The organism is Arthrobacter sp. 10L424 (genome assembly GCF_056395325.1).
This window is the reverse complement of sequence record NZ_JBFTJH010000002.1, coordinates 39,660-62,598: the sequence shown is the minus strand read 5'-3', so window position 1 is coordinate 62,598 and position 22,939 is coordinate 39,660. Positions and strand designations below refer to the sequence as shown.

23 protein-coding genes and 3 tRNA genes are annotated in these 22,939 nt (G+C 66.9%); 20 read left to right on the top strand and 6 right to left on the bottom strand.

The features are described from left to right. The first annotated feature begins 57 nt into the window (after window positions 1-57). From AC1DC5_RS03420 to AC1DC5_RS03345, 16 genes are all read left to right on the top strand, one after another. The gene (locus AC1DC5_RS03420; RefSeq protein ID WP_441405070.1) at window positions 58-660 is read left to right on the top strand and encodes a LysE/ArgO family amino acid transporter; all 603 of its coding nucleotides are present in this window, start codon (window positions 58-60) and stop codon (window positions 658-660) included. Between the two features lie 54 nt (window positions 661-714). Continuing rightward, window positions 715-1,353: an FMN-binding negative transcriptional regulator gene (locus AC1DC5_RS03415; RefSeq protein ID WP_441405069.1), complete on the top strand. Its 639-nt coding sequence runs from the start codon at window positions 715-717 to the stop codon at window positions 1,351-1,353. 149 nt (window positions 1,354-1,502) lie between these two features. Next, window positions 1,503-1,575 (top strand) — tRNA-Glu (locus AC1DC5_RS03410). Between the two features lie 95 nt (window positions 1,576-1,670). Next, window positions 1,671-1,744, top strand: a tRNA-Asp gene (locus AC1DC5_RS03405). A gap of 48 nt (window positions 1,745-1,792) precedes the next feature. Then, window positions 1,793-1,868: transfer RNA gene (locus AC1DC5_RS03400), tRNA-Phe, on the top strand. A gap of 250 nt (window positions 1,869-2,118) precedes the next feature. Beyond that, entirely contained in the window at window positions 2,119-2,574 is a 456-nt protein-coding gene (locus tag AC1DC5_RS03395; protein ID WP_476864203.1) for a hypothetical protein, read from the top strand. 151 nt (window positions 2,575-2,725) lie between these two features. Further along, window positions 2,726-3,190 (top strand): Asp23/Gls24 family envelope stress response protein, encoded by a 465-nt coding sequence (locus AC1DC5_RS03390; RefSeq protein ID WP_476864202.1) that lies wholly within the window; start codon window positions 2,726-2,728, stop codon window positions 3,188-3,190. After that, entirely contained in the window at window positions 3,187-3,378 is a 192-nt protein-coding gene (locus tag AC1DC5_RS03385; RefSeq protein ID WP_476864201.1) for a hypothetical protein, read from the top strand. Before AC1DC5_RS03390 ends, AC1DC5_RS03385 begins: the two co-directional genes overlap by 4 nt. Further along, window positions 3,375-3,755 carry a hypothetical protein gene (locus tag AC1DC5_RS03380; protein WP_441405066.1) on the top strand — a complete coding sequence of 127 codons (381 nt, stop codon included), beginning with the start codon at window positions 3,375-3,377 and terminating at the stop codon, window positions 3,753-3,755. The genes AC1DC5_RS03385 and AC1DC5_RS03380 overlap by 4 nt, the downstream gene beginning before the upstream one ends. Window positions 3,756-3,862: 107 nt before the next feature. Continuing rightward, window positions 3,863-4,426, top strand: coding sequence for a DUF6286 domain-containing protein (locus AC1DC5_RS03375; RefSeq protein WP_441405149.1), 564 nt, complete (start codon window positions 3,863-3,865; stop codon window positions 4,424-4,426). Next, the gene (locus AC1DC5_RS03370; protein WP_441405065.1) at window positions 4,423-5,034 is read left to right on the top strand and encodes a hypothetical protein; all 612 of its coding nucleotides are present in this window, start codon (window positions 4,423-4,425) and stop codon (window positions 5,032-5,034) included. The genes AC1DC5_RS03375 and AC1DC5_RS03370 overlap by 4 nt, the downstream gene beginning before the upstream one ends. 246 nt (window positions 5,035-5,280) lie before the next feature. Further along, window positions 5,281-6,558, top strand: a complete 1,278-nt coding sequence (locus tag AC1DC5_RS03365) for an ABC transporter substrate-binding protein (protein ID WP_476864200.1) — start codon at window positions 5,281-5,283, stop codon at window positions 6,556-6,558. 7 nt (window positions 6,559-6,565) lie between these two features. After that, a complete protein-coding gene (locus AC1DC5_RS03360; RefSeq protein WP_476864199.1) occupies window positions 6,566-7,603 on the top strand; it encodes a carbohydrate ABC transporter permease in 1,038 nt (345 codons plus the stop codon). Beyond that, window positions 7,600-8,487: a carbohydrate ABC transporter permease gene (locus tag AC1DC5_RS03355; protein ID WP_476864198.1), complete on the top strand. Its 888-nt coding sequence runs from the start codon at window positions 7,600-7,602 to the stop codon at window positions 8,485-8,487. Before AC1DC5_RS03360 ends, AC1DC5_RS03355 begins: the two co-directional genes overlap by 4 nt. A gap of 10 nt (window positions 8,488-8,497) precedes the next feature. Then, a complete protein-coding gene (locus tag AC1DC5_RS03350) occupies window positions 8,498-8,752 on the top strand; it encodes a hypothetical protein (protein WP_441405061.1) in 255 nt (84 codons plus the stop codon). A 92-nt stretch (window positions 8,753-8,844) separates the two neighbouring features. Then, window positions 8,845-9,972 (top strand): LacI family DNA-binding transcriptional regulator, encoded by a 1,128-nt coding sequence (locus AC1DC5_RS03345; RefSeq protein ID WP_476864197.1) that lies wholly within the window; start codon window positions 8,845-8,847, stop codon window positions 9,970-9,972. A gap of 19 nt (window positions 9,973-9,991) precedes the next feature. Here AC1DC5_RS03345 and AC1DC5_RS03340 read toward each other — a convergent pair whose 3' ends face one another. Next, window positions 9,992-10,933: a DUF8083 family protein gene (locus AC1DC5_RS03340; RefSeq protein WP_476864196.1), complete on the bottom strand. Its 942-nt coding sequence runs from the start codon at window positions 10,931-10,933 to the stop codon at window positions 9,992-9,994. 28 nt (window positions 10,934-10,961) lie between these two features. Further along, window positions 10,962-11,768, bottom strand: coding sequence for an exodeoxyribonuclease III (locus tag AC1DC5_RS03335; RefSeq protein WP_476864195.1), 807 nt, complete (start codon window positions 11,766-11,768; stop codon window positions 10,962-10,964). A 168-nt stretch (window positions 11,769-11,936) separates the two neighbouring features. Here AC1DC5_RS03335 and AC1DC5_RS03330 point away from each other — a divergent pair, with 168 nt between their 5' ends. From AC1DC5_RS03330 to AC1DC5_RS03315, 4 genes are read left to right on the top strand one after another with little or no spacing between them, the layout of a single operon-like run. Beyond that, complete coding sequence (locus AC1DC5_RS03330; protein ID WP_441405057.1) at window positions 11,937-13,436, top strand: CoA-acylating methylmalonate-semialdehyde dehydrogenase; 1,500 nt, start codon at window positions 11,937-11,939, stop codon at window positions 13,434-13,436. Continuing rightward, complete coding sequence (locus AC1DC5_RS03325) at window positions 13,436-14,521, top strand: enoyl-CoA hydratase/isomerase family protein (protein WP_476864194.1); 1,086 nt, start codon at window positions 13,436-13,438, stop codon at window positions 14,519-14,521. The genes AC1DC5_RS03330 and AC1DC5_RS03325 overlap by 1 nt, the downstream gene beginning before the upstream one ends. Further along, window positions 14,514-15,500 (top strand): 3-hydroxyisobutyrate dehydrogenase, encoded by a 987-nt coding sequence (mmsB, locus tag AC1DC5_RS03320; protein WP_476864193.1) that lies wholly within the window; start codon window positions 14,514-14,516, stop codon window positions 15,498-15,500. The genes AC1DC5_RS03325 and mmsB overlap by 8 nt, the downstream gene beginning before the upstream one ends. Window positions 15,501-15,537: 37 nt before the next feature. Next, a complete protein-coding gene (locus tag AC1DC5_RS03315) occupies window positions 15,538-16,317 on the top strand; it encodes an enoyl-CoA hydratase (RefSeq protein WP_476864192.1) in 780 nt (259 codons plus the stop codon). Window positions 16,318-16,331: 14 nt separating this feature from the next. Here the strand turns inward: AC1DC5_RS03315 and AC1DC5_RS03310 are convergent, their stop codons facing one another. The 4 genes from AC1DC5_RS03310 to AC1DC5_RS03295 all read right to left on the bottom strand — a co-directional run bounded on the left by AC1DC5_RS03310 (window position 16,332) and on the right by AC1DC5_RS03295 (window position 22,691). Beyond that, window positions 16,332-19,508 carry a bifunctional cytochrome P450/NADPH--P450 reductase gene (locus AC1DC5_RS03310; RefSeq protein WP_476864191.1) on the bottom strand — a complete coding sequence of 1,059 codons (3,177 nt, stop codon included), beginning with the start codon at window positions 19,506-19,508 and terminating at the stop codon, window positions 16,332-16,334. Between the two features lie 235 nt (window positions 19,509-19,743). Further along, a complete protein-coding gene (locus AC1DC5_RS03305; RefSeq protein WP_441405148.1) occupies window positions 19,744-20,172 on the bottom strand; it encodes a DUF1761 domain-containing protein in 429 nt (142 codons plus the stop codon). A gap of 233 nt (window positions 20,173-20,405) precedes the next feature. Then, a complete protein-coding gene (locus AC1DC5_RS03300) occupies window positions 20,406-20,912 on the bottom strand; it encodes a MarR family winged helix-turn-helix transcriptional regulator (protein ID WP_441405052.1) in 507 nt (168 codons plus the stop codon). A gap of 36 nt (window positions 20,913-20,948) precedes the next feature. Beyond that, window positions 20,949-22,691: an AMP-binding protein gene (locus AC1DC5_RS03295; RefSeq protein ID WP_476864190.1), complete on the bottom strand. Its 1,743-nt coding sequence runs from the start codon at window positions 22,689-22,691 to the stop codon at window positions 20,949-20,951. Window positions 22,692-22,939: the final 248 nt, after the last annotated feature.

Sequence of the window (22,939 nt, the reverse complement as noted above, 5' to 3'; positions counted from 1 at the left end):
TGTTGGCCAACATTTGTTAACTGGTTTCATGTTCTGGTCGCCCGTACCGTGGATCCCGTGATCCCTTCCCTCGTCTCCGGTCTGGCCAGCGGGCTGGCCCTCATCGTCGCCATCGGTGCGCAGAACGCCTTTGTGCTCCGCCAGGGCGTCCAGCGCTCGCATGTCCTTCTGGTTGTTGCGGTGTGCGCCGTCTCGGACCTGGTACTGATTGTGCTGGGGGTGGCCGGCGTGGGCGTCCTCATCGAGCGGGCGCCAGAGGTCCTCGAGGTGGTGCGCTGGGCGGGTGCTGCCTTCCTCCTGGCGTACGGGGCAATGGCTGCGGTGCGGGCCATCCGCGGCACGCAGGCATCCCAGCCGGCGGCCGGTCACAAGGGAACGTGGGCAGCCGCCCTGGGAACCTGCCTGGCGCTGACCTGGCTGAACCCGCACGTCTACCTCGACACCGTGCTGCTGCTGGGGTCCCTGGCCGGCGCCCACGGCGCGGACGGGCGGTGGTGGTTTGCCGCCGGAGCCGGGCTGGGCAGCGTGGCGTGGTTCGCCGCCCTGGGCACCGGCGCCCGGTACCTTGCCCCGTTGTTCGCCCGCCCGGGCAGTTGGCGCGTGCTCGACGCCGGCATCGCCTTGGTCATGGTCACCCTGGCTGTCATGCTCGTAGCCTGAGAGGGTCAGCTGCCCCGTTCATCGCGCGATACACACCCGACAAAGGAACCGTCCATGTACATTCCCTCGCATTTCGCCGCTGACCCGGACGCCGTCAGGGACCTGCTCGAGAACCCCGGGGCGGCCAACCTGGTGACGGCGACGGCGCAGGGCCTGCTCGCCACCCTGCTGCCGTTCGTCTATGACCCGGAGGCTGGCGAGCATGGCGCGCTGCTGGGCCACGTTGCCCGCAACAACGATCAGTGGCGGCTGCCGGCGCTGGGTGAATCCCTGGCCATCATCCAGCGCTCCGATGCCTACATCTCCCCGAACTGGTACCCCACCAAGGCCGAACACGGCCGGGTGGTGCCGACGTGGAACTACACCACGGCCCACGCCTACGGCAGGCTGGTCATCCACGACGACCCGGCCTGGGTTGAATACCTGGTCCGGCGGCTGACCACACAGCACGAAGCAGCCTGGGAACGGCCCTGGGCCGTGGACGACGCGCCTGCGCGTTTCATCGCCGGACAGCTCCGGGCGATTGTCGGCGTCGAGCTTGTCATCACGAGGGTCGAGGCGAAACGCAAGCTCAGCCAGAACCGGTCGGCTGCCGACATTGACGGCGTCATCGCGGGTTTGCGGGCCAGGGGAGACCTGGAGTCGGCGGCCGATGTGGAGCGGGCCCGGCAGGACGCCGCCCGGCGGGGCTAGTCGCCGCCAAATGGGCGGCAGCCGCTGATTTTGGATAATCCGGAATCTGCCCTTATAGTTTTATAGTCCAGTTCGGAGGAACCCGAAAGGACAAAAACGGAAGGCCTCGGCCCTTAATTTTTGCCTTTGTTCAACCGGATGGCATCCTGGCCCCCATCGTCTAGCGGCCTAGGACACCGCCCTTTCACGGCGGCGGCACGGGTTCGAATCCCGTTGGGGGTACGCAAGGAACTGGTCAAACCGGGTGTGAAAGTCTGGTAGGCTAAAGGCCTTGAAAAATTGCGGTAGCGATACTGCAGACAAGAAATAAATAGCAAGGCCCTGTAGCGCAGTTGGTTAGCGCGCCGCCCTGTCACGGCGGAGGTCGCGGGTTCAAGTCCCGTCAGGGTCGCTCTGATTGCCAGAAGAAATTCCGGCTCTCATGGTGACATGTCACCTAGGCTCTGTAGCTCAGTTGGTAGAGCGTTCGACTGAAAATCGAAAGGTCACCGGATCGACGCCGGTCGGAGCCACCACTGGGAAGCATCAGTTCTTCGGAACTGGTGCTTTTCTTCTTTTAACCCCATCGGCTGCTCAGTAAGCGCCCTTCAGGGCGGCCAAAAGGGCGGGTACGGAGCAGCCGATGGAAGGTTCGACGGCGGCGGCCGTTTTGGGGGCTGGCCAACCGGCCGGGCTAGACTCACACGCTGGGGAAAGAACGCCAAGACCGCCGGCAGCGTGATCGGGCCGACGGTGCAATCTCAACCGAAAAGTGATTCCAAGAACGTGATTTTGAAGAATGTTGCGCGTCCGCTGACCGTAAGCGCCCTTCTGGCGGCCCTTGCACTCACCGCCTGCTCCGCACCGGAAGCCGGCAGCGCGCCGTCGTCCGCGGCAGCCAGCCCCGCGCCGTCGTCCGCGACCGCGAGTCCCAGCAAATCCTCCGGCCCGTGGGGTGACTTCGCCACGGCTGCGGAGGCCTGCACCACGATTTCCGAACAGGCCACAGGCTCCACCCTGCTTCCGCTCTCGGCGGCGAAGGGATCGGCGGCCGAATTGGAGCAGACCAAGGCCGAGCTGACCCGCACGGCGGAACGCGCCCCGGACAGCATCAAGGCAGACTTCACCACACTCAGCCAGGTGGCCATCGCCGGCATCAAGGACCAGACGGTCTTCTCCAGCGGAAAACTCCAGGACGCCATGGCTCCGGTGCAAACCTGGCTCGCCACCAACTGCGGATAGCGGGCCCGTTCAGCCCGCTTCCCCGGAAGATAGCCTAGGCGGGCCGGGTGCCGGCGCAATTTCCCTGACAGGGCACGGCCTTCCCGGGCCAAGCGGCCACCTTGCCCGGCACAGGTACTAGGGTGGTCACAAAGAGAAGGGGGAGTGCCTCATGGAATACCAGGATCCTCAGCCCGGGGCGGCCCAGGTGCCCGAGCCCGCCACAGCTTTGCCGGTGCCCGGCATTGGCCGCACCGTCATTTCCGAAAACGCCGTCGCGAAGGTTGCGGGCATCGCTGCCCGTTCGGTCCCCGGCGTATATTCCCTGGGATCGGGCCCGTCCCGCGCTCTCGGTGCTTTCCGTGACGCGGTGGGCAGCTCGGACCACGCCGCAGGCGTCCGGGCCGAGGTCGGTGAAACGCAGGTCGCCGTCGACATTGACCTGGTGGCGCTCTACGGGACACCCCTTCACGCCCTGGCAGACCAGATTCGTGCCGCCGTGTATGCGGCTGTCGAGGAGCTCGTCGGCCTCCAGGTCATCGAAGTCAACATTGAGATCAACGATGTCTACGTCCCCGGCCCGGCGAAGGCCGGTACCGCGGCCGAGACCCGGCCCGCGAGGGAGGCAATCCAGTGAACCTGACCGTGGTGGGGATCGCAGTGGGCGCCTTCGTGGCGTTTATGTCGTTCCAGTTCGGCGTCTGGGGATTCCTCGGCGCCCTGCTGTTCATGGGGGTCGGAGCCCTGCTGGGGCGCGCCGCGGAAGGGAAACTGGACCTGCGCAGTGTGCTTGACGCCCTCACGGGCCGGCGTTCGTCCTCATGAGCGGCCCGGCAGGTGCTGCCCACGCCGCCGCGATGGCCGGACACACCCGGGTCAGCACCCAGGCGCTGACCAGCGTGGCGCAGGCGGCCGCGGCAGAAGCCCTCGGTGTTCCGCCGCAGGAGGTCCGGGCAGAATGGTCCGACGACGACGGGCTGCTGGCTTTGTCCCTTGTCGCACCCATCACCGTGCCGCCGCTGACCACGGTCGTGCGGGACGCCGGACGGGTCGCGGGCCTCGGCGGCTCCATCTGGGACCGGGCAGTGGCCGCCAAGGCGGTCATCCTGCGCCGCGTGACCGAGCTGAGCGGTGCCCGGCTGAGCAGGGTGGACATCCGGATTGGCGGCGCCAGCATGAGTGAAGGAGGGCGCGTCCATTGAGCCACAACACCGAGCACGATTCCAGCCCTGGAAGCTACGCCCCGCCAGCTCCCAGTGCCGCGCCTTCGGCCGGCAATGAAGCCCCTGCCGGGGGCGGCGCTGCCGGCATGGAGCAGATCCTCAAACGAGAGACCCACTCTTCACGGGCCGTCGCCTCCATTATCGCCGCCGTACTCGTGGTGGGGCTGTGCGGTTATGCGCTCCTGGAAACCGCGGTCCGGGCCGTCGGACAGCCGCCCTGGCTCGTGGATCCGCAGACCGCGGCAGAGCGTGCGGTGGCGCTCCCGGCCGGGGTGCCGCCGCTCCTTCTCGGCGTCACCGGCGCGGTGGTCGTGATGGCAGGGCTGTTCTTCTTCCTGAACGCGGTGCTGCCCGGACGCCGCGCCCGCCACATTTTGCGGGACCGCCGCGCCGCCGTCGTCGTGGACGACGAAGTGATTGCCTCCGCCCTGGCACGCCGGGCGCGGGTGGCCGCCAACGTAAGCCAGGAACAGGTGATGGTGACGGTGTCCCGGCAGCAGGTGCAGGTCAACGTCCGGCCGACCTCCGGCGTACCGCTGCGCCCGGATGCCGTCCTCGCCGCCGTGCAGGAGGAGCTCCGGGACATGGCCCTATCCCCGTCGCCGGATGTGCGCATCAATGTGGCACCGACCGGGGTGGTCGGGGCATGAACGGCACCCCCAGGATCCTCAACCGGGTACTGATCGGCGTCCTCGGCATCAAGCTCCTCGCCATCGGTGCCATGCTGATCCTGCTTGCCACTGTGCCGGCGGTCGGGGTGTGGTGGCAGGACTGGTCCGCCGGCGTCTGGAGCATCTGGCGTGATCTCTTCGAACGCACGCGCTTCCCCGGGCGGTCGGAGAGCTGGCTCTGGATCGCGGTGGTCCTGGTACTGCTCCTGGTGATTGGCGCCATGGTGGCGTGGGTCGCCCAGCAGGGCAAGGGCCGTGCCAACCTGCTGGTGTCCGAGGAGGACCCGGGCGACGTCCCGGGAAACGTCAGGATCGGAAGCGGCGTGGCCGAGCAGGCCCTCCGGGCCGCCCTTGCGGACCGTCCGGACCTGGCCGGCGCAACGGTGGCGACGTACGAAGTCCGCGGCGAACCGGGCCTGAGAATTCGGATCCAGCCCCGCCAGGGTGTGGCCCCGCACAGGCTCACGGCCGACGTTTCCGCCCTCGTGGAGGCGCTTGATGTTGTGCTCGGCAAGCGCACCCCGGTGCTCATCCACATCGCGTCCGGTGCGCGGTCGAGGTTCGGTCGGGCTGAACGGGTCCGCTGATCCCGGCTGTGAGGTTTCGGCAACAACTTTGGCGCTGCCGCTGCGAGGGCAGCCGGGCGAGCCGATGGGGCCGACATCCGTGAAATGGCGCGGATTGTCCCACCCAACAACGGATCGGAATAGGGTCTCCTTTCCGTAAAGCTTCCATGTAAACGCTTGCATTCCTCACCGGATGTTGATTAGTGTGATGGGCACCACAGCAACGCACCGCCGTTTTTATCCGGTACTCAGCGAGGAGCCCCCAGTATGAAAACACCGAAGTTTCTACTTCCCGTCGCCGCAGCAGGCGTTCTAGCCCTTACCCTCTCGGCCTGTGGCGGCGGGGGCGGCACCACCGCCGGCGCCGACGCCGAGCAGGGCCTGGACAGCCGCGGACCCATTACCTACGTCCAGGGCAAGGACAACAGCAACGTTGTCCGCCCGCTGATCGAGAAGTGGAACGCTGCCCACCCGAACGAGAAGGTCACGTTCAAGGAGCAGACCGACCAGGCCGACCAGCAGCACGATGACCTGGTCCAGAACTTCCAGGCCAAGAACGCCAACTACGACGTCGTCAGCGTCGACGTGGTGTGGACCGCCGAGTTTGCCGCCAAGGGCTGGCTCCAGCCGCTCAAGGACAAGATGGCGCTGGACACCTCCGCGATGCTGAAGCCGACGGTCGAGAGCGCCTCCTACAAGGGCACGCTCTACGCGGCCCCGCAGAACTCCGACGGCGGCATCCTGTACTACCGCAAGGACCTCGTCCCCACGGCGCCCAAGACCTGGGACGAGATGATGAGCATGTGCTCCATCGCCAAGGAGAACAACATCGGTTGCTTCGCGGGCCAGTACGCCAAGTACGAGGGCCTCACGGTGAACACGTCTGAGGCCATCAACTCCGCTGGCGGTTCCGTACTGAATTCGGACGGCAAGCCGAACCTGAACACCCCTGAGGCCAAGGCCGGCCTCGAATCTCTGACCAAGGCATATGCCGATGGAAACATCCCGAAGGAAGCCATCACCTTCCAGGAGGAGCAGGGCCGGCAGGCCTTCCAGGACGGCAAACTCCTGTTCCACCGCAACTGGCCCTACGTCTACAACCTGGCCATGACGGAAGGTTCCTCCAAGGTCAAAGACGTCCTCGGCATGACCGCGCTGGTCGGCGCGAGCGGCCCCGGGGCATCGACGCTCGGCGGGCACAGCGCCGGCATGAGCGTCTACTCGAAGAACAAGGCCACGGCTTTGGACTTCCTGAAGTTCCTTACCTCTGAGGAGACCCAGAAGTTCTACGCCACGCAAGGCTCACTTGCTCCGGTCCTCGGCGCGCTCTATGACGACCAGGAACTTGTCACCAAGCTCCCGTACCTGCCCGTGCTGAAGACCTCGATCGAGAACGCCGTACCGCGCCCTGTCACCCCGTTCTACCCGGCCGTCACCAAGGCCATCCAGGAAAATGCGTACGCTGCCATCAAGGGCGAAAAGACCGTAGACTCGGCCTTGTCCGACATGCAGAAGTCCATCGAGTCCGCTAGCGCGGGACAGTAGCCCAGTCATGGCTACCGAACTAGGCCCGACGCCGGTCAAGGAACCGGCGTCGGGCGGTGCTCCGATCCACCACGGCCCCAAGGGCGTGGGCGAGGACAACGCAATAGCGAGCCAGGGCAAGTGGGCCTCGTGGCTGCTGGCGCCGACCATCGTTGCGCTGGCGATTGTGATCGTTTACCCGATCATCAGTGCCATCGTGATGTCGTTCCAGAAAGATGCCGGCCTGGACCCCGTCACGGGTCTCTTTACCGCCGGCGGCCCGGCTGGTTTCTCCAACTACACCAACTGGCTCTTCCAGCAGTGTGCCGCCCCGGGCGGCGGAACCGTGGCCTGCCCGCCGGGAACTTTGGGCGCGCAGTTCTGGTCCGCGACCGGGACCACCTTCTACTTCACGATTGTCACCGTCACCCTTGAGACGATCCTCGGCTTCTGGATGGCGATCATCATGGCGCGGACCTTCCGCGGCCGCAGCCTGGTCCGCGCGGCCGTGCTGGTGCCGTGGGCCATCCCCACCGCCGTCACCGCGCAGCTGTGGCTGTTCATCTTCGCTTTCGAAGGCATCGGCAACAAACTGTTCAACACGACCATCCTGTGGACGGGCAGCGAAATCCCGGCCCGGTGGGCGGTCATCATCGCCGACACCTGGAAGACGACGCCGTTCATGGCGCTGCTGATCCTGGCCGGCCTGCAGATGATCCCGGCCGAGGTCTACGAAGCGGCCAAGGTCGACGGCGCCTCCGCCTGGCAGCGGTTCCGGATGATCACCCTGCCGCTGGTGAAGCCGGCGCTGATGGTCGCCATCCTCTTCCGGACGCTGGATGCCCTGCGCATGTTCGACCTCCCGTACATCCTGACGGAAGGCTCCAACAACACCACTACGCTGTCCATTTTGGTGGTCAACCAGATCAGGCAAGGCTTCAACTCCGCCGCCGCCTTGTCCACCATCACATTCATCATCATCTTCATTGTGGCCTTCATCTTTGTCCGCTTCCTCGGAGCGAACGTCGTGGAGCAGCAAACCGGCGCAGGTAAGGGGAAGAAATGACCGCCGCGACCGAACTCCGGGCCGAGCAGGACCGAGGCCGCAAGGCGGGCCAGAACCGCGAGAAATGGGCGAGTGTCCGCACGTACGTCAGCGCCGCCGTGATCCTGTTCTGGTGCCTTGCACCGGCGTACTGGATGGTGGTGACGGCGTTCCGCGACGTGGGCTACACCTACGACACCTCGCTCCTGCCCACCCACGTGACACTCGACAACTTCAGGACGGCGTTCGACACGTCCTTCGGCAACCACTTCGCCCAGGCGCTGCTGAACAGTGTGTTCATCGGTGTGACAGTGACCCTGATCTCGCTGGTGCTGGGCGTGTTCGCGGCCTATGCCCTGGCCCGGCTGAACTTCCGGTTCAAGTACCTGGTGCTGGGCTTCATCCTGGGGGCGTCCATGTTCCCCGGCGTCGCCCTCATCACCCCGCTGTTCCAGCTGTTCACGAATATCGGCTGGATCGGCACCTACCAGGCGCTGATCATCCCCAATATCTCCTTCGTCCTCCCGCTGACGGTCTACACCATGACGTCGTTCTTCCGGGAAATGCCGTGGGAGCTTGAGGAAGCGGCCCGCGTGGACGGGTGCACCCAGGGGCAGGCGTTCCGGAGGGTCATCATGCCGCTCGCTGCACCGGCCATCTTCACGACGGCGATCCTGGCGTTCATCTCCTCATGGAATGAGTTCCTGATCGCCAGTCAGCTCTCGAACGACAAAACCCAGCCGGTAACAGTGGCCATTGCCAACTTCGCCGGTGCCCAGCCGCAGCAGATTCCGTACACCGCGATCATGGCCGCCGGAACGATCGTCACAATTCCGCTGGTCATCCTGGTGCTGGTCTTCCAGCGTAAGATCGTCGCTGGCCTCACCGCCGGCGCCGTGAAGTGACGGCCCGGCAATGAACGCCAAGCCGAGCCGTGGTCTGGTGCGGAGCGAACACCGTCGTGTCCGCTCCGGCGAGGACTTCGACATCATCATCGGGCTCCTCGGTTTCTGGGCGCTGGTGCTGTTCGTGGTCACCGTCTGGATGGAGGTGACGGGCCAGCCGGCGCTGGGCTGGGCCCTGGGCCTGCTGGCCATGGTGCTGGCCGTGTACGGACTGATCCGGCTGCGTCGCCGTCTGCCGGAAAGGACGGCAACCAGGCGCAACTGAGGGCCGGAGCTGCGGCTCTGGGTCGCGGGGGCGGGCAAGGAACTCCTGCGTCCGGGCATCAGGCGGCAGCAGACAGTCGACAAGGGGACACGGTGGCAAAGACAACGGACAGGGCGCAACGCGGAGGACACTCGGGCGTCAGCATCGAGGACGTGGCCCTGGCTGCAGGAGTTTCCACCGCCACAGTGTCCCGCGCCGTCCGCGGCCTGCCCAGGGTCTCGCCGGCCACCCGGGAGAAGATCCTGGGTATCGCCGAGGACCTGGGCTACGTCGCCTCCTCCTCGGCTTCCGGGCTGGCAACCGGCCGCACCAAAACCATCGGAGTGCTGGCCCCGTTCGTCAGCCGCTGGTTTTTCTCCAAGGCCATCGAAGGTGCGGACCGGGAACTGCATGCCCGGCAGTACAACCTCTCGCTGTTCAATCTCGGCGGCCACGGCAGCAACCGCGAGCGGCTCTTCAGCAAAACGATGGTCTACAAGCAGATCGATGCGCTGCTGGTCCTGTGTATGGCGCTGACGCATGAAGAGATCGAACACCTCCAGAAGATCGACATCCCGTTGGTCGTCGTCGGCGGCCACGTCGAAGAATGCCCCTACATCGGCATCGACGACTACGCCGCCGCCGCCACGGCGGTGCGGCACCTGATCGGACTGGGGCACACGGAGATCGCACTGCTGCACGGCGACGACGAAACCGACCTCAACTTTGACGTCCCCAGGGTCCGGATCAAAGCCTTCCAGGAGGTGATGGCGGAAGCCGGCCTGAACGTCCGGGAGGAATGGGACGAATGGGGCGATTTCACCGTCCCCAGCGGCCAGAACGCCTTCCGCCGGCTTTGGGACAGGCCCGGGCCGAAGCCCACCGCCATCTTCTGCGCCTCCGATGAGATGGCCATGGGGATCATCTTCGAGGCCACCCGGGCCGGAGTCCGAATCCCCGATGAACTCTCCGTAATCGGGATCGACGACCACGACTTTTCCGAGGCCATGGGCCTCACCACCGTCAGGCAGCGCCCCGACGAGCAAGCCGAACTGGGCACCAAAATGCTGCTGGACGAACTCGATGGAAATGAGGGGGCAGTGCGCTCCACGGTGGCCCCGCACCAGCTGATCGTCCGAAGCACAACAGCGCCGCCCCGCAACGCCGGCGCTGGCGCCGAAGCCGGCAGGGCCGCGCGGGGTGCAGGGACCCGGGAGCAGGGCGGCCGGCAGCCCGCCTAGTCAGTGCGGAACCAGTTCCTCAGGAAGCGCGGGCGAGTTGCCGGATCGGGATCCAGCGGGACGCCAGCCGGCGGTAGGCAGCGGCCGCCCCGGTCATGTCCCCTTCAGCCAGGCACTCGATGCCCAGCCTGACATCCATGGGCGACTCATCCGGGTAGACCTTGTCCGCCACGGCGCCGTAGTCCAGTTCCACCATCGACTCCGCGTGGAAGAGCTCCAGCCATTCGGTGAGCTGGGTCAGGTCCTCGAGCATGTCCAAGTCCGGCGCAGCGAGGGCCAGATGGGCCACCGCATAGCGGACCCGATCGAGGGCTTCGCCGATGGTCGCGCGGATCCGCACGGTGACAATGTGCCCCTCGGATTCCACCACGTCCGTCGGATCCGATTCCTGGAAGAGGCAGAACCAGCTGAACGGGATGCCCCACGTGGATGCCCGGGTGTGCACACGGCCCAGTCCGGCGTGCGCCCGCACATCATCGATGCGCTCCTGGTGCTTGTCGCGCTGCTCCTCCGGAATCAGCAGCTGCGCCAAAGGCCCATGGATCCCCTCCATCAAGGCGTTGGCGGCCAGCCCGGCCCGGAGCACAAGCTGGCTCGGGCAGTACAGCAGGCCGTCCGGATGCCCTGTGCCAGCCGGATGCCCCGCGCCGTGAGTGCCGGCGTCGGGAAGTCCGCCGCCTGCCGTTGGCGATGCTCCGGGAGCGCTGTCCGGGCGCGGTGCGGCAAGGATGCGGACCAGGTCCGTCGCCCCGGTGGGGAACGGGTCTCCGCCCGGGCGGGTGATGCGGCCAAGGGAAGCGAGCAGCTCGGCGTTTTCGACGGCCGCGCGGGAGACGCTCCGGGATCCCGCCTCGCGGAGGGTCTGCTGCTGGCCCTCCGGGAACGCCGCCAGGGGTTCGTAGATCCGCAGCGCCGAGGAGAACGGCAGCCCCGCCTGTCCGTGGTAGAGGTTTCCCGTCATTGGATTCCGTCGCTTCCCTGTGGCCTCATCAGTCACTCAGCTCCACGATTACGGGGGCGTGGTCCGAGGCGCCTTTGCCTTTGCGTTCCTCGCGGTCGATCGCGGCGCCGGTGACGCGGGCGGCCAGCGCGGGGGAGGCGAGGACAAAGTCGATCCGCATCCCTTCCTTTTTCGGGAAGCGCAGCTGTGTGTAGTCCCAGTACGTGTAGACGCCGGGTCCGGGGGTATGCGGGCGGACGACGTCCTGGAAGCCGGCGTTCTCGAAGGCATGGAAGGCTGCCCGCTCCGGCTCGCTGACATGGGTGAGGGCGTTGGCCCGGAAGTAGTCGATGTCCCAGACGTCATCGTCCTGCGGGGCAATGTTCCAGTCGCCCATCAGGGCGATCTGCGCCTCGGGGTCCTCCCGGACCCAGCCCTCGGCATGGGTCCGCAGCGAGTCCAGCCAGCTGAGCTTGTACGGCATGTGCTCATCGTCGAGGGCCCGGCCGTTCGGGACATAGAGGCTCCAGACCCTGACGCCGCCGCAGGTTGCGCCGATCGCACGGGCCTCCTGCACGGCGTCCTTGCCGTTCTTGCCGAAGACCGGCTGGTCAAGGAAGGTGCGTTCGACGTCGTCGAGCCCCACCCGCGAGGCGATCGCCACGCCGTTCCACTGGCTCAGGCCGAAGTGCGCCACCTCGTAGCCCAAGCTCTCGAACAGCTCCCAGGGGAAGTTGTCGTCCTTGCACTTGGTTTCCTGGATGGCCAGGACATCACAGTCGGTGCGCTGAAGCCAGGCTTCAACGCGGTCGGCACGGGCACGGAGCGAGTTCACATTCCAGGTAGCTATCTTCACAGTCCCTAACTTACCGAACTTGGCTGCCGGGCGAAGCTGCCGGCCGGCCACGGCCCCTCTGGAATTTAGTAGGAAGTCCGAGTATATTCAGGAGCAGCAGATGACGTGGGTCACAGGCGGCCCGGCCGCCACTACGTCAAACCACACGGTGCAAAGGAGCATTCCATCATGGTTCGCGAGCTATCCCATTACATTGACGGGCAGCATGTTGAAGGCACCTCGGGGCGCTTCAGCGATGTCTACGATCCGTGCACCGGCGAGGTCCAGGCCCGTGTGCCGCTGGCCAGCACCGAAGAGGTCCGCAACGTGGTCTCCAACGCGGAAAAGGGCCAGCTCGAGTGGGCGGCCATGAACCCGCAGCGCCGCGGCCGGATCCTGCTCAAGTTCGTTGACCTGGTCAACCAGAACATGGACGAGCTCGCCACCCTGCTGTCCTCGGAACACGGCAAGACCTTCCTCGACGCGAAAGGCGACATCCAGCGCGGCATCGAGGTCGTCGAATTCGCCGCCGGCGCCCCGCACCTGCTCAAGGGCGAATTCTCGGACAGCGCCGGAACCGGCATCGATGTCCACTCGCTGCGCCAGCCCCTCGGCGTCGTCGCCGGGATCACCCCCTTCAACTTCCCGGCCATGATCCCGCTCTGGAAGTCCGGCCCGGCCCTCGCCGCGGGCAACTCCTTCATCCTCAAGCCCTCCGAGCGTGACCCCTCCGTGCCGTTGCGCCTCGCCGAGCTCTTCACCGAGGCCGGCCTGCCGGCCGGCGTCTTCAACGTCGTCAACGGCGACAAGGAAGCGGTGGACGCACTGCTGGAGGACCCCCGCGTCCAGGCCATCGGCTTCGTCGGCTCCACTCCGATCGCGCAGTACATCTACGCCACGGCCGCCGCCAACGGCAAGCGCGCCCAGTGCTTCGGCGGCGCCAAGAACCACATGGTGATCATGCCGGACGCAGACCTGGACATGGCCGCGGACGCCCTGATGGGGGCAGGCTTCGGCTCCGCCGGCGAACGCTGCATGGCCATCTCCGTGGCCGTGCCGGTCGGCAAGGCCACCGGCGACGCGCTCGTCGCCAAACTCGAAGAGCGGATCGCGGACCTCAAGGTCGGCCACAGCCTGGCGAAGGATTCCGACTTCGGCCCGGTCGTCGCGGCGTCCGCCAAGGAACGGATCGAAGGCTACATCCAGGCCGGCGTCGACGAGGGCGCCACCCTGCTGGCCGACGGCCGCGGACTCAAGGTGGAGGGCTACGACGGCGGCTTCTGGGTCGGCCCCACGCTCTTCGACAACGTCACCAAGGACATGACGATCTACAAGGAAGAGATCTTCGGCCCGGTCTTGAGCGTCCTCCGCGCCGAGGACTACGACGAGGCCCTGCGCCTGTGCAGCGAGCACGAGTTCGGCAACGGCGTGGCCATCTTCACCCGCGACGGCGACTCCGCCCGTGACTTCGCCAGCCGGGTCCAGGTGGGCATGGTGGGCATCAACGTGCCCATCCCGGTGCCGATCGCCTACTACACCTTCGGCGGCTGGAAGGCCTCCGGCTTCGGCGACCTTAACCAGCACGGCGCGGACGCCTTCCGCTTCTACACCAAGACCAAGACGGTCACCACCCGCTGGCCCTCCGGCATCCGCACCGGCGCCAGCTTCGTGATGCCGGAAGGCAGCTGATGGCGGGCAAGCACGCCGAGGACGCCGCGGCGGCGGAAGTGCTGTTCGAGCGGCGCGGCCGGCTTGGTGTGGTCACGTTGAACCGTCCCCGGGCGGTCAACGCGCTCACCGCGGGCATGGCCTCGGCCATGCTGGAGCAGCTCACCCTCTGGGCGGACGACGACGCCGTCGCGGCCGTCCTGGTCCGCGGCGCCGGTGACCGGGGACTGTGCGCCGGAGGCGACATCGTTGCCATCTACCGGGACATGCTGGACGGCGGCGACGCGACAGCCGACTTCTGGGCCGAGGAATACCGGCTGAACTCCCTCATCTCGGGCTACCCCAAGCCGTATGTGGCATTCATGGACGGGCTGGTCCTCGGCGGCGGGGTGGGGATTTCCGCGCATGGCTCGGTCCGGATCGTCACCGAACGCACCCGGATGGGCATGCCCGAGACCACGATCGGTTTTGTGCCCGACGTCGGCGGAACCCTGCTGCTCTCGCGCTCACCGGGAGAGTCCGGCACCCACGCCGCCCTCACGGGAGCCCACCTGAGCGGCGCCGATGCGCTGTTCCTGGGGCTCGCGGACCATTTCGTGCCGTCCGCAAGCCTGGCGGAACTCGAGGTGGCGCTGGAGAGCGAGCCGGCGGACGCCGCCGTCGCGCGCTTCGCCGGGGAGGCCCCGAACTCTGTCCTCGCAGCGCAGCGGGAATGGATTGACGCCTGCTATTCGGCCGACGACGCCGAAGAGATCCTGCGGAGGCTGCGCGCTTTCCGTGGAGAGAACGCAGCTGAAGCGGCCGATGCCGCGGACACGGTCGAGAGCAAGTCGCCGACCGCCGTGAAGGTGGCACTGGCGTCCCTGCGCCGGGTCCGGGGCCTGAGCCTCGAGGAGGCCCTGGAGCAGGAGTACCGGGTGGGGCTGCGGTTCCTGGCCGGCCCCGACTTCCGCGAGGGCATCCGCGCGCAGGTGGTGGACAAGGACCGCGACCCGCACTGGCAGCCTGCCAGCCTGGCGGAGGTCAGCCGGGACGACGTCGAATCCTATTTTGCGCCGCTGGGCGACCGTGAACTGCAGTTGTCGAAGGAGCGGGACAATGTCTGAAACATCGCCGTCTGAAGCATCACAGGCCGGATCAGGCCGGCCCGGACCCGCAGAGTCCGGCACCATCGCCTTCCTGGGCCTTGGCCACATGGGCGGGCCGATGGCCATCAACCTGGTCAAGGCCGGCTACACGGTGACCGGCTTCGACGTAGTGCCGGCCGCACTGGAAACAGCCCGGGCGCACGGCATAACCACCGCGGAGACCGCGGTCGAGGCGGTGGCGGGCGCCGCCGTCGTGCTGACCATGCTGCCCAGCGGCAAGCATCTCCTGGACGCCTACCGCGGCAGCCCCGGCGGGCCGGGACAGCAGAGCCAGCCGGGCCTGCTGGACGTGGCCCGGCCGGGCACCGTCTTCCTGGACTGCTCCACGATCAACGTAGACGAGGCCCGCGAGGCCGCCGAGCTGGCCCTCGCAGCCGGCCACCGGGCCGTTGACGCCCCGGTCTCCGGCGGCGTCGTCGGGGCCGAGGCCGGCACCCTGACGTTTATGGTGGGGGCACTTCCCGAGGACTTCGAGGCAGTCACGCCGATGCTCGAAGTCATGGGCAAGCGGGTGGTGCACTGCGGGGAACACGGTGCCGGGCAGGCGGCGAAGATCTGCAACAACATGATCCTTGGCGTCTCGATGATCGCGGTCAGTGAGGCCTTTGTGCTCGGCGAGAAGCTGGGCCTGACCCACCAGGCGCTGTTCGATGTCGCCTCCGCGGCCTCGGGCCAGTGCTGGGCGCTGACCACCAACTGCCCCGTTCCGGGGCCGGTCCCCACGAGCCCTGCCAACCGCGACTACCAGCCCGGTTTCGCGGGAGCCCTCATGGCCAAGGACTTGAAACTGGCGCTCAATGCGCTGGAAAGCACCGGCGTCGCCGCCCGGCTGGGACCGCTCGCATCAGAAATCTACGATACCTTTGCCGCGGAGGGCGGGGCGGGCCGGGACTTCTCCGGAATCATCACCGACATCCGGGACAAGTCCGGCCACTGACCGCCGATAGACATTTCGAACAGCTGAGGGGACAGGCATGACGGAGCAGTACACAAACATTCTGGTGGAGCGGCGCGGACGGGTGGGGCTCGTGACGCTCAACCGGCCTGAGGCGCTGAACGCCCTCAACAAGGCCACCATGGACGAACTCGTCGCCGCGGTATCCGCCATGGACGCCGACCCTGCAGTGGGCGCGGTGGTGGTCACCGGCTCCGCCAAGGCCTTCGCCGCGGGCGCCGACATTAAGGAAATGCAGTCCAAGGGCTACATGGACATGTACGCGGCGGACTGGTTCCGGGGCTGGGAGGACCTCACCCGGCTGCGCATCCCCGTGGTCGCGGCGGTGTCCGGGTTTGCCCTCGGCGGCGGCTGCGAGTTGGCGATGATGTGCGATTTCATCATCGCAGGGGACAACGCCAAGTTCGGCCAGCCGGAGATCAACCTGGGCGTGCTGCCCGGGATGGGCGGCTCGCAGCGCCTCACCCGCGCCGTCGGCAAGGCCAAGGCGATGGACATGATCCTGACCGGACGCTTCATGGACGCCGAGGAAGCCGAACGCGCCGGCCTCGTGTCCCGCGTGGTGCCGGCCGCGGACGTGGTGGAGGAGGCCGTGAAGGCCGCCGAGGTGATTGCCTCCAAGTCCAAGCCGGTGGCGATGGTGGCCAAGGAAGCAGTCAACGCCGCCTTCGAGACCGGGCTGGCCCAGGGTGTGCTGTTTGAACGCCGGGTGTTCCACTCACTGTTCGCGACCGAGGACCAAAAGGAAGGCATGGCGGCGTTCACCGAGAAGCGCCAGCCGGACTTCACGCACCGCTGAGGCGCGCTGCGTCGTCAGGTGAAGATGTCGGCGACGTACCTGCCGTGGGTGCGTTCCACCTCATCCATCCAGGCCTCGGCCTCCGCCTTGGAGGCGCCGGTCGCCTCGCGGTAGATCAGCGCGCACGTCTCGCGCACCTGCGGTGCCATGTGTTGGCCGTCGCCGCAAACGTAGACGGTGGCGCCCTGTCGGACCAGCTCGACGACGTCGGCCCGGTCCGCCCACAGCCGGTCCTGGACATACTTCAGGCCGTCTTCGGGCGCGGCGGAAAAGGCCGGCCGGAGGTCGAGGCTGGCTTGGTCTGCCCAGGAGGCAAGTTCTGTGCGGTAGAGGAAATCAGTGTCCGGCGCCCGGCAGCCGAAGAACAGCAGGGCGGGGGCCGGCGTCGTGTCCTCGGCCTCGGCCCGCAGCGCCCGGTCCTGGATGAATCCGCGGAAGGGTGCCAGCCCGGTTCCGGCGCAGACCATGATGAGCGGGACGTCCAAGGACGATGGCGGGTGGAAGGCCGTGTTCGAGGCACGGACAGTAACCGCGACCCTTGACCCGGGCCTGGCCTGGGCGAGGAAGGTGGACGAGGCTCCCTCGAAGACACCGCGTCCCGACCACGCCGGAGCCTGGATGACGGAGAAGGTCAGGGTCGCATGGTCGGGGCTCCAGAGCGGGGACGAGGAAATGGAGTACCGCCGTGGGGTCAGCTGGGTCAGCAGTTGCAGGAACGAAGTGAACGACAGCTGGCTTGACGGGTACATTTCCAGCAGATCCAGGACAGAGACGCGCTTGTCGAGGATCTCGGCCGCATGCCGCTCGCGGTTCTCGGCCAGGGCCGCGAGTTCCCCGCGGTGTGCCGGATCCGTCGCGACTTCAGCCAGGCTCTCCAGTTGCGTGCGTGTGGCGGGGACCGCGAGCTCGACGTAGCTGCTCAGCAGTTCGCCCACAGCCACTGGAGTGCCGGTGGGCAGGAACGTGTCTCCCTGCTCCATGCTCAACTGGACATGCGAGTCGTAGTCGAGGTTGAAGTGGGCCAGGGCGCGCTGGACGAGGGCGCTGGGGTTCAGCGGCAGGACGGCCAGGTAATCCCCGGTCCGGTAGCTCATCCCTTCGGGCAGGGCGATCTCGACGTGCCGCTTGGACCGGGCGCCAGGCTTGGCCAGATCGACCAGTTCGCGGTTTGCGACGACGGTACCGAGGGCCAGCCCGTTCTGGCGCAACAGCGGATCCCGGACGTTGCCGACGAACTGGAGTTCAAGCTGGGGCTGTGCGGCGGGTGTGCTGGTCTTCTGCCCGAGGGCGGCGTCCACGGCGGGCCAGAATCCCGCGTACCACTCTTCAAAATCGCCGAAGAAGTCGCCGCGGGCGTTGGCTTCGCCGCGGTGATAGATCCGTGTGGCGCCGGCCGCCTCGAGCCGCGTGTCGATGGCCTTGGGCACCTCCTGGTACGTTCTCGCCCAGTCTTTGTTGCCGTTGCCGAAGACCGTGTACCGCACTCCGGCGAGGTCGCCCGGCTGGAGGTCCCCGGTCCAGGCCACGAATTTTCGTGCGTTGTCCGGCGGCCGTCCCTCGTAGGAAGAAGCCACGATGGCGACGAGCCCGGCCGTGGGCAGTCCGCCGGCGGCGTCGTCGAGCGGTCCGATGGTGGGGCTGTAGCCGCGCCGTCCGGCGTCGTTGGCGATGCGCTGGGCGAGGTCCTGGGACGTGCCTGCATTGGAACCGTAGAGCACCCGGACCGGGACGCCGTTGGGCTCTGCTGTTGCCGGCGCCTCCGCCTGCCGGGCACGTTCGACGGCGGCCTGGGGACCGGCCGCGATCGTGACGTCCCGCCGTCGCACCTGGATGAAGAGACCTTCGGGCTTCATGGTCAGGGTGTGGTGGATCTGCAGTTCATAGCCCGGGTCCGCCGGCGTGATCTCAAAGCGCTGCAGGAGCTTGGCGAGGAAAAGCAGGGCCTCCTGCAGGGCAAATCCCCGGCCGATGCAGGAGCGCTGGCCGTTGCCGAAGGGCTTCCAGGCGTTGGCAGGGATTTCCGCTGCCCGTTCCGGGGAGAACCGGTCCGGATCGAAGAGCCCGGCGTCCTCGCCCCACGCCGCCTTGTCGCGGTGCAGCAGCGGGAGCAGGACCAGGATTGGCTGGCCCGCCGGGATCTCGTAGCGGCCGCCCAGCGTTGTGTCCTCGAACGGGGCGACGTTGAACCCCGGGGCGGTGGGCCACAGCCGGAGCGTCTCCTTGAGGATCTGGTCCAGGTACCCCAGCCGCGGCAGGTGCTCGAACCGGGCGCTCTCGGCGCCGAGGACCTCGTCCACCTGGGCGCGCGCCTTGGCCAGGACGCCGGGGTGGCGCAGCAGTTCGTAGAGCGCAAAGGACAGCAGGCCGCTGGTGGTCTCATGCCCGGCCACCAGGAAGGTGACCATCTGATAGCGGATGTTGTCCTCGGACAGCCGCTCGCCGGTCACCGGGTCCGACGCGTTGAGCATGGTGTCAAGGATGTCTTCGCTGCCTGCCGGGCTGGGATTGCGCCGGCGGTCGCTGATCATCTGGTCGGCGACCTCGAACATCAGGGCGTTGTCTTCCTCGAGCTGGTGGCGTCGGCGCAGCATGATCTTGTTCTGGACGGGGAGCCTTCGCGCCCGCTGCCCGGATTCGACCAGGGCGCGGACCATCGCCCCCACGAAGGGATGCAGCTCCTCCCGGTAGAGGCTGTTGAAACGGTAGCTGAAGGAGCACAGGGCGATCGTGTCCAAGGTCAGCCGGGTGGTGTTGTCCGGAACGTCGATCCGGGCATCGGGGCCGAGCCTCTCCCATTTGAGGAGCAGCTGCTCGGCGATGTCGTCCATACCGCTGAACATCCGCTTCAGCGCCGCTGGCCCGAAGGCCGGCATCAGGATCCGGTGCGCCTTTTGCCAGTTGGGTTCCTGGGTTTCCGCGGTGAACAAGCCGTCGCCGATGAACTCGCGAACTTGCCGGAGCGATACGCCCAGCACTTTGCCGAAACGGGACTCATCGCACACTTCGTTGACGAGCTGCTGGGAGGAGATGGCGATGACGCTGCGGTTGAAGAACTGGATTCGCACAATAGGGCCATACCGCTCGGCAACCTCGGCCACTCCCAGGAGGCCCTTGCTGGAGTCGATATCGGGCAGGTTGCCGACCACCGGCTTCGGGGGAGGCTGCGGTATTGGGACGCTGGGCGAAGTCATAGCCCCTCCTGGGCGCTGGCCGATCGACGCTCTGTGCGCACGGATTGCCGCCTGACCGGACGGCACCGTCCGAATTCGAACCACGATACTCCGGTCAGGTTCGGGGCAAAATAGGCTCCCACAGCTCTCTGCGATGCGGGAGCATTCCATGACGCGCAAAAGCCCTGCCGCTACGGGAAAACCGCAGCGGCAGGGCTTTGCGCGTCGCGCGGCAAATTTCCGCCGCGTGGACCTGTCAGGCCGCGCTGATGCCGAACAGCCCGATGATGAGGGCCATGACCGCCAGGGTCACCAGTTCGTGGGCGCAGTTCAGCGCGGTCAGCCCGGCGGGCCGGCCTTCGAACGCGTCATGGGTGATGAACCGGGCCGCCGTGAAGCCGGCCCACAGAATCACCGCAGTGACCAGAGTGTTGACCAGGAAATTTCCGCCGTAGAAGTGCTGGGAGATGGCGGCGGAGCCGGCCAGGACCAGGGCGCTGACGAAGCTGACCACCAGGGTGATCAGGATGGGCTTGACGGCGTCCTTGGCGTCACCGCTGGGGGTGACCTTGGCGACGCGCATCCAGTAGTTGCCGAATACCTTCGGTGTGTACCAGACGGACCCGACCACCATGCTGGACAGCGTGGCCAGCAGTACTGCCCAGATGTTGATCTCCGGAATCATTGCGCTCCTCATGTTCAGGGTTGGTTTCTTTCCGAAGTCTAGGGGACCTCCGGGGCTGCCCTGCGGATTGCCAACTACCTCTTTTAGGAGGTAATTGGATATCCGCGCATTTCGGTACGGTGATCCAAGTCGGCGGGAAAGGCGTTCGACTGCATGAGTCGTCTCCTGGGGCCGCGGAGCCCATCGCTGCATTGTGACGGGCGGTCGTTGGTGGGGCATTGCAGCCCTGTGGATCACTCGCTGAAGTCGCCGGCGTTGCGGCGGAAGGTGCCCAGGATCCGGATCAGCTGGTCGACATCCTGCTCCGCGAAGCCGGACTGGGCGAACACCTCTGAGTTGAGTGCCGCCGTCGCCCGTTTGGCCAGCGTGCGCCCCTCCTGGGTGAGTTCAATCAGGGTGGTTCGCCCGTCCGTGGGGTGTGGCGACCGGATCACCAGCCCCGCCTGCTGCAGCCGGTCGACGGCGTTCGTCACCGAGGTGGGGTGGACCTGCAGCAACGCGCTTGCCTTGTTCATGGGCAGCGCGCCGCTGCGGGCGAAGCTCAGCAGGGCGAGCAGTTCGTAGCGGGCGAACGTCAGCCCGAACGGCTTCAGGACCCCCTCGATCCGGGCCAGCAGCAGCTGCTGGGTCCGCATGATGGCGGTGATGGCAGCCATCGGCGCGGCGACGTCGGACCAGCCGTGCCGTTCCCAGTTCAGCCGGGCGTCGGCGATCGGATCACGCGGCAGCGGCGTTGCCACGGCACCCCCAGCTTCTCGTCCTCAGTCTCATGGGGTTCAGCCTAGCTTTTCGGCCGGGCTTTTCAGGCCGGGGAAGTCGGCTTCGGAGTACTCCGTGCCGAGACCCGCCGGGACCGTGCCCCCGCCGTGGCGCAGTTCTTCGCTGTGCCGCAGTTCCACGCGCCGGATCTTGCCCGAGATGGTCTTGGGCAGCTCGGCGAATTCCAGCCGGCGGATCCGCTTGAACGGTGCCAGGTGGTCGCGGCAATAGCGCAGGATCTCCTCGGCGAGCTCCGGGCCGGCCTCGTGCCCGGCCGCCAGAACCACAAACGCCTTGGGCACGGAGAGCTTGAGTGCGTCCGGGGAGGGGACGACGGCGGCCTCGGCCACTGCCGGGTGCTCGATCAGGACGCTTTCCAGCTCGAACGGGGACAGCCGGTAGTCGGAGGATTTGAAGACGTCGTCGCCGCGTCCCACGTACGTGATGATGCCGCGTTCGTCCCGGCTGGCCATGTCACCTGTGTGGTAATAGCCGTCGCGGAACGCTTCCGCCGTCTTGTCGGGGTCGCCGTAGTACGCCTTCATCAGCCCGACGGGCCGCGGGTCGAGGCGCAGGCAGAGCTCGCCGTCGTCGCCCTCCGCGCCCGTGGCGGGGTCCACCAGGACGACGTCGTAGCCCGGCAGGGGTTTGCCCATGGCGCCGATCTTGATCGGCTGGCCGGGGGTGTTGGCGATCTGCACGGTGGATTCGGTCTGGCCGAAGCCGTCGCGGATGGTCTGCCCCCAAGCACGCTGGACCTGATCGATGACCTCGGCGTTGAGCGGTTCGCCGGCGGACACCACCTTGGTGGGCGGGTTCTTGAGCAGGGTCAGGTCGGCCTGGATGAGCATGCGCCAGACCGTGGGAGGGGCGCAGAAGCTGGTGACGGATTCGCGGTCCATCTGCTCCATCAGCGCCTTGGCGTCGAAGCGTTCGTAGTTGTAGATGAAGACGCAGGCCTCGGCGATCCACGGTGTGAAGACGTTGGACCAGGCGTGCTTGGCCCAGCCGGGTGAGGCCACGTTCAGGTGCACGTCGCCGGGTTCCATCCCGATCCAGAACATGGTGGACAGATGGCCCACCGGGTAGGAGGTGTGCGTGTGCTCCACCAGCTTGGCCTTGGAGGTGGTGCCCGAAGTGAAGTAGAGCAGCAAGGTCTCGTCGGCCAGCGTCGGCGCGTCAGGCGTGAAGTCCTCGCCCGTGCCGGCGGACTCCGAATATTGCAGGGCGGACTTGCCTGTCTCTGCGATGCCGCCGCCGATCTCGATCAGCGTGTAGTCGCCCGGAACCTCATCGAACTTCTCGATATTGGCGCTCCCGACGGCGGCCCAGTTCGCGCCGCCGCGCTCTACGCGGTCCTTCAGGTCCGCCGGCCCCATCAGGGTGGTGGTGGGGATCATAACGATGCCCAGTTTGATCCCGGCGAGCATCAGTTCCCAGAGTTCCACCTGGTTGCCGAGCATGATGATCATGCGGTCGCCGCGCCGCACACCCTGGCTGCGCAGCCAGTTGGCAACCTGGCCGGAGCGCCGGGACAGGTCCGCGAAGCTGCGCCGGGTGGCGGAGCCGTCCTGCTCGACGATGACCAGGGCCGAGTTGTCCGCCTTAGCCGGGTCCGCCGCGATCTGGTCGAACCAGTCCAGGGCGAAGTTGAAGTGCTCAAAGCGGGGCCACTGGAATTCGCTGCGCGCCGCGTCATAGTCCATGCGGAGGTCAAGCATGCGGTCGCGTGCTGCGCGGAAATCCTCAGTGACTGTCATGGTGCACCTTTCGAAGTCTGGTGGCGCAGCCGTTTCAGGCCCGGCGCCGTTGCCCGGCGACCACCCGTTGCCTAGTGATCCCCATCACTGTGCAATATACTAGGACATCCAAGGGTTTGGAAGAGCCGGCCCGGTTCATGACCGGATCACTACGAAGGGATACATGCCCGTGCAGCCACGAGGACGTGCCAGCGGACAGGGCCTCGAAGAGGTTAAGACTCAGGGCAACAGAGCAGGGGAGGGTGCAG

Bases quoted from the DNA above. Each gene is read 5' to 3' on its own strand.
- AC1DC5_RS03350 (WP_441405061.1), top strand. From the start codon at position 8,498: ATGAACGCCAAGCCGAGCCGTGGTCTGGTGCGGAGCGAACACCGTCGT.
- AC1DC5_RS03330 (WP_441405057.1), top strand. From the start codon at position 11,937: ATGGTTCGCGAGCTATCCCATTACATTGACGGGCAGCATGTTGAAGGC.
- mmsB (WP_476864193.1), top strand. From the start codon at position 14,514: ATGTCTGAAACATCGCCGTCTGAAGCATCACAGGCCGGATCAGGCCGG.
- AC1DC5_RS03310 (WP_476864191.1), bottom strand. From the start codon at position 19,508: ATGACTTCGCCCAGCGTCCCAATACCGCAGCCTCCCCCGAAGCCGGTG.
- AC1DC5_RS03370 (WP_441405065.1), top strand. From the start codon at position 4,423: ATGAACGGCACCCCCAGGATCCTCAACCGGGTACTGATCGGCGTCCTC.
- AC1DC5_RS03365 (WP_476864200.1), top strand. From the start codon at position 5,281: ATGAAAACACCGAAGTTTCTACTTCCCGTCGCCGCAGCAGGCGTTCTA.
- AC1DC5_RS03340 (WP_476864196.1), bottom strand. From the start codon at position 10,933: ATGACGGGAAACCTCTACCACGGACAGGCGGGGCTGCCGTTCTCCTCG.
- AC1DC5_RS03415 (WP_441405069.1), top strand. From the start codon at position 715: ATGTACATTCCCTCGCATTTCGCCGCTGACCCGGACGCCGTCAGGGAC.
- AC1DC5_RS03390 (WP_476864202.1), top strand. From the start codon at position 2,726: ATGGAATACCAGGATCCTCAGCCCGGGGCGGCCCAGGTGCCCGAGCCC.
- AC1DC5_RS03305 (WP_441405148.1), bottom strand. From the start codon at position 20,172: ATGATTCCGGAGATCAACATCTGGGCAGTACTGCTGGCCACGCTGTCC.
- AC1DC5_RS03315 (WP_476864192.1), top strand. From the start codon at position 15,538: ATGACGGAGCAGTACACAAACATTCTGGTGGAGCGGCGCGGACGGGTG.
- AC1DC5_RS03295 (WP_476864190.1), bottom strand. From the start codon at position 22,691: ATGACAGTCACTGAGGATTTCCGCGCAGCACGCGACCGCATGCTTGAC.
- AC1DC5_RS03380 (WP_441405066.1), top strand. From the start codon at position 3,375: ATGAGCGGCCCGGCAGGTGCTGCCCACGCCGCCGCGATGGCCGGACAC.
- AC1DC5_RS03375 (WP_441405149.1), top strand. From the start codon at position 3,863: ATGGAGCAGATCCTCAAACGAGAGACCCACTCTTCACGGGCCGTCGCC.
- AC1DC5_RS03360 (WP_476864199.1), top strand. From the start codon at position 6,566: ATGGCTACCGAACTAGGCCCGACGCCGGTCAAGGAACCGGCGTCGGGC.
- AC1DC5_RS03325 (WP_476864194.1), top strand. From the start codon at position 13,436: ATGGCGGGCAAGCACGCCGAGGACGCCGCGGCGGCGGAAGTGCTGTTC.
- AC1DC5_RS03355 (WP_476864198.1), top strand. From the start codon at position 7,600: ATGACCGCCGCGACCGAACTCCGGGCCGAGCAGGACCGAGGCCGCAAG.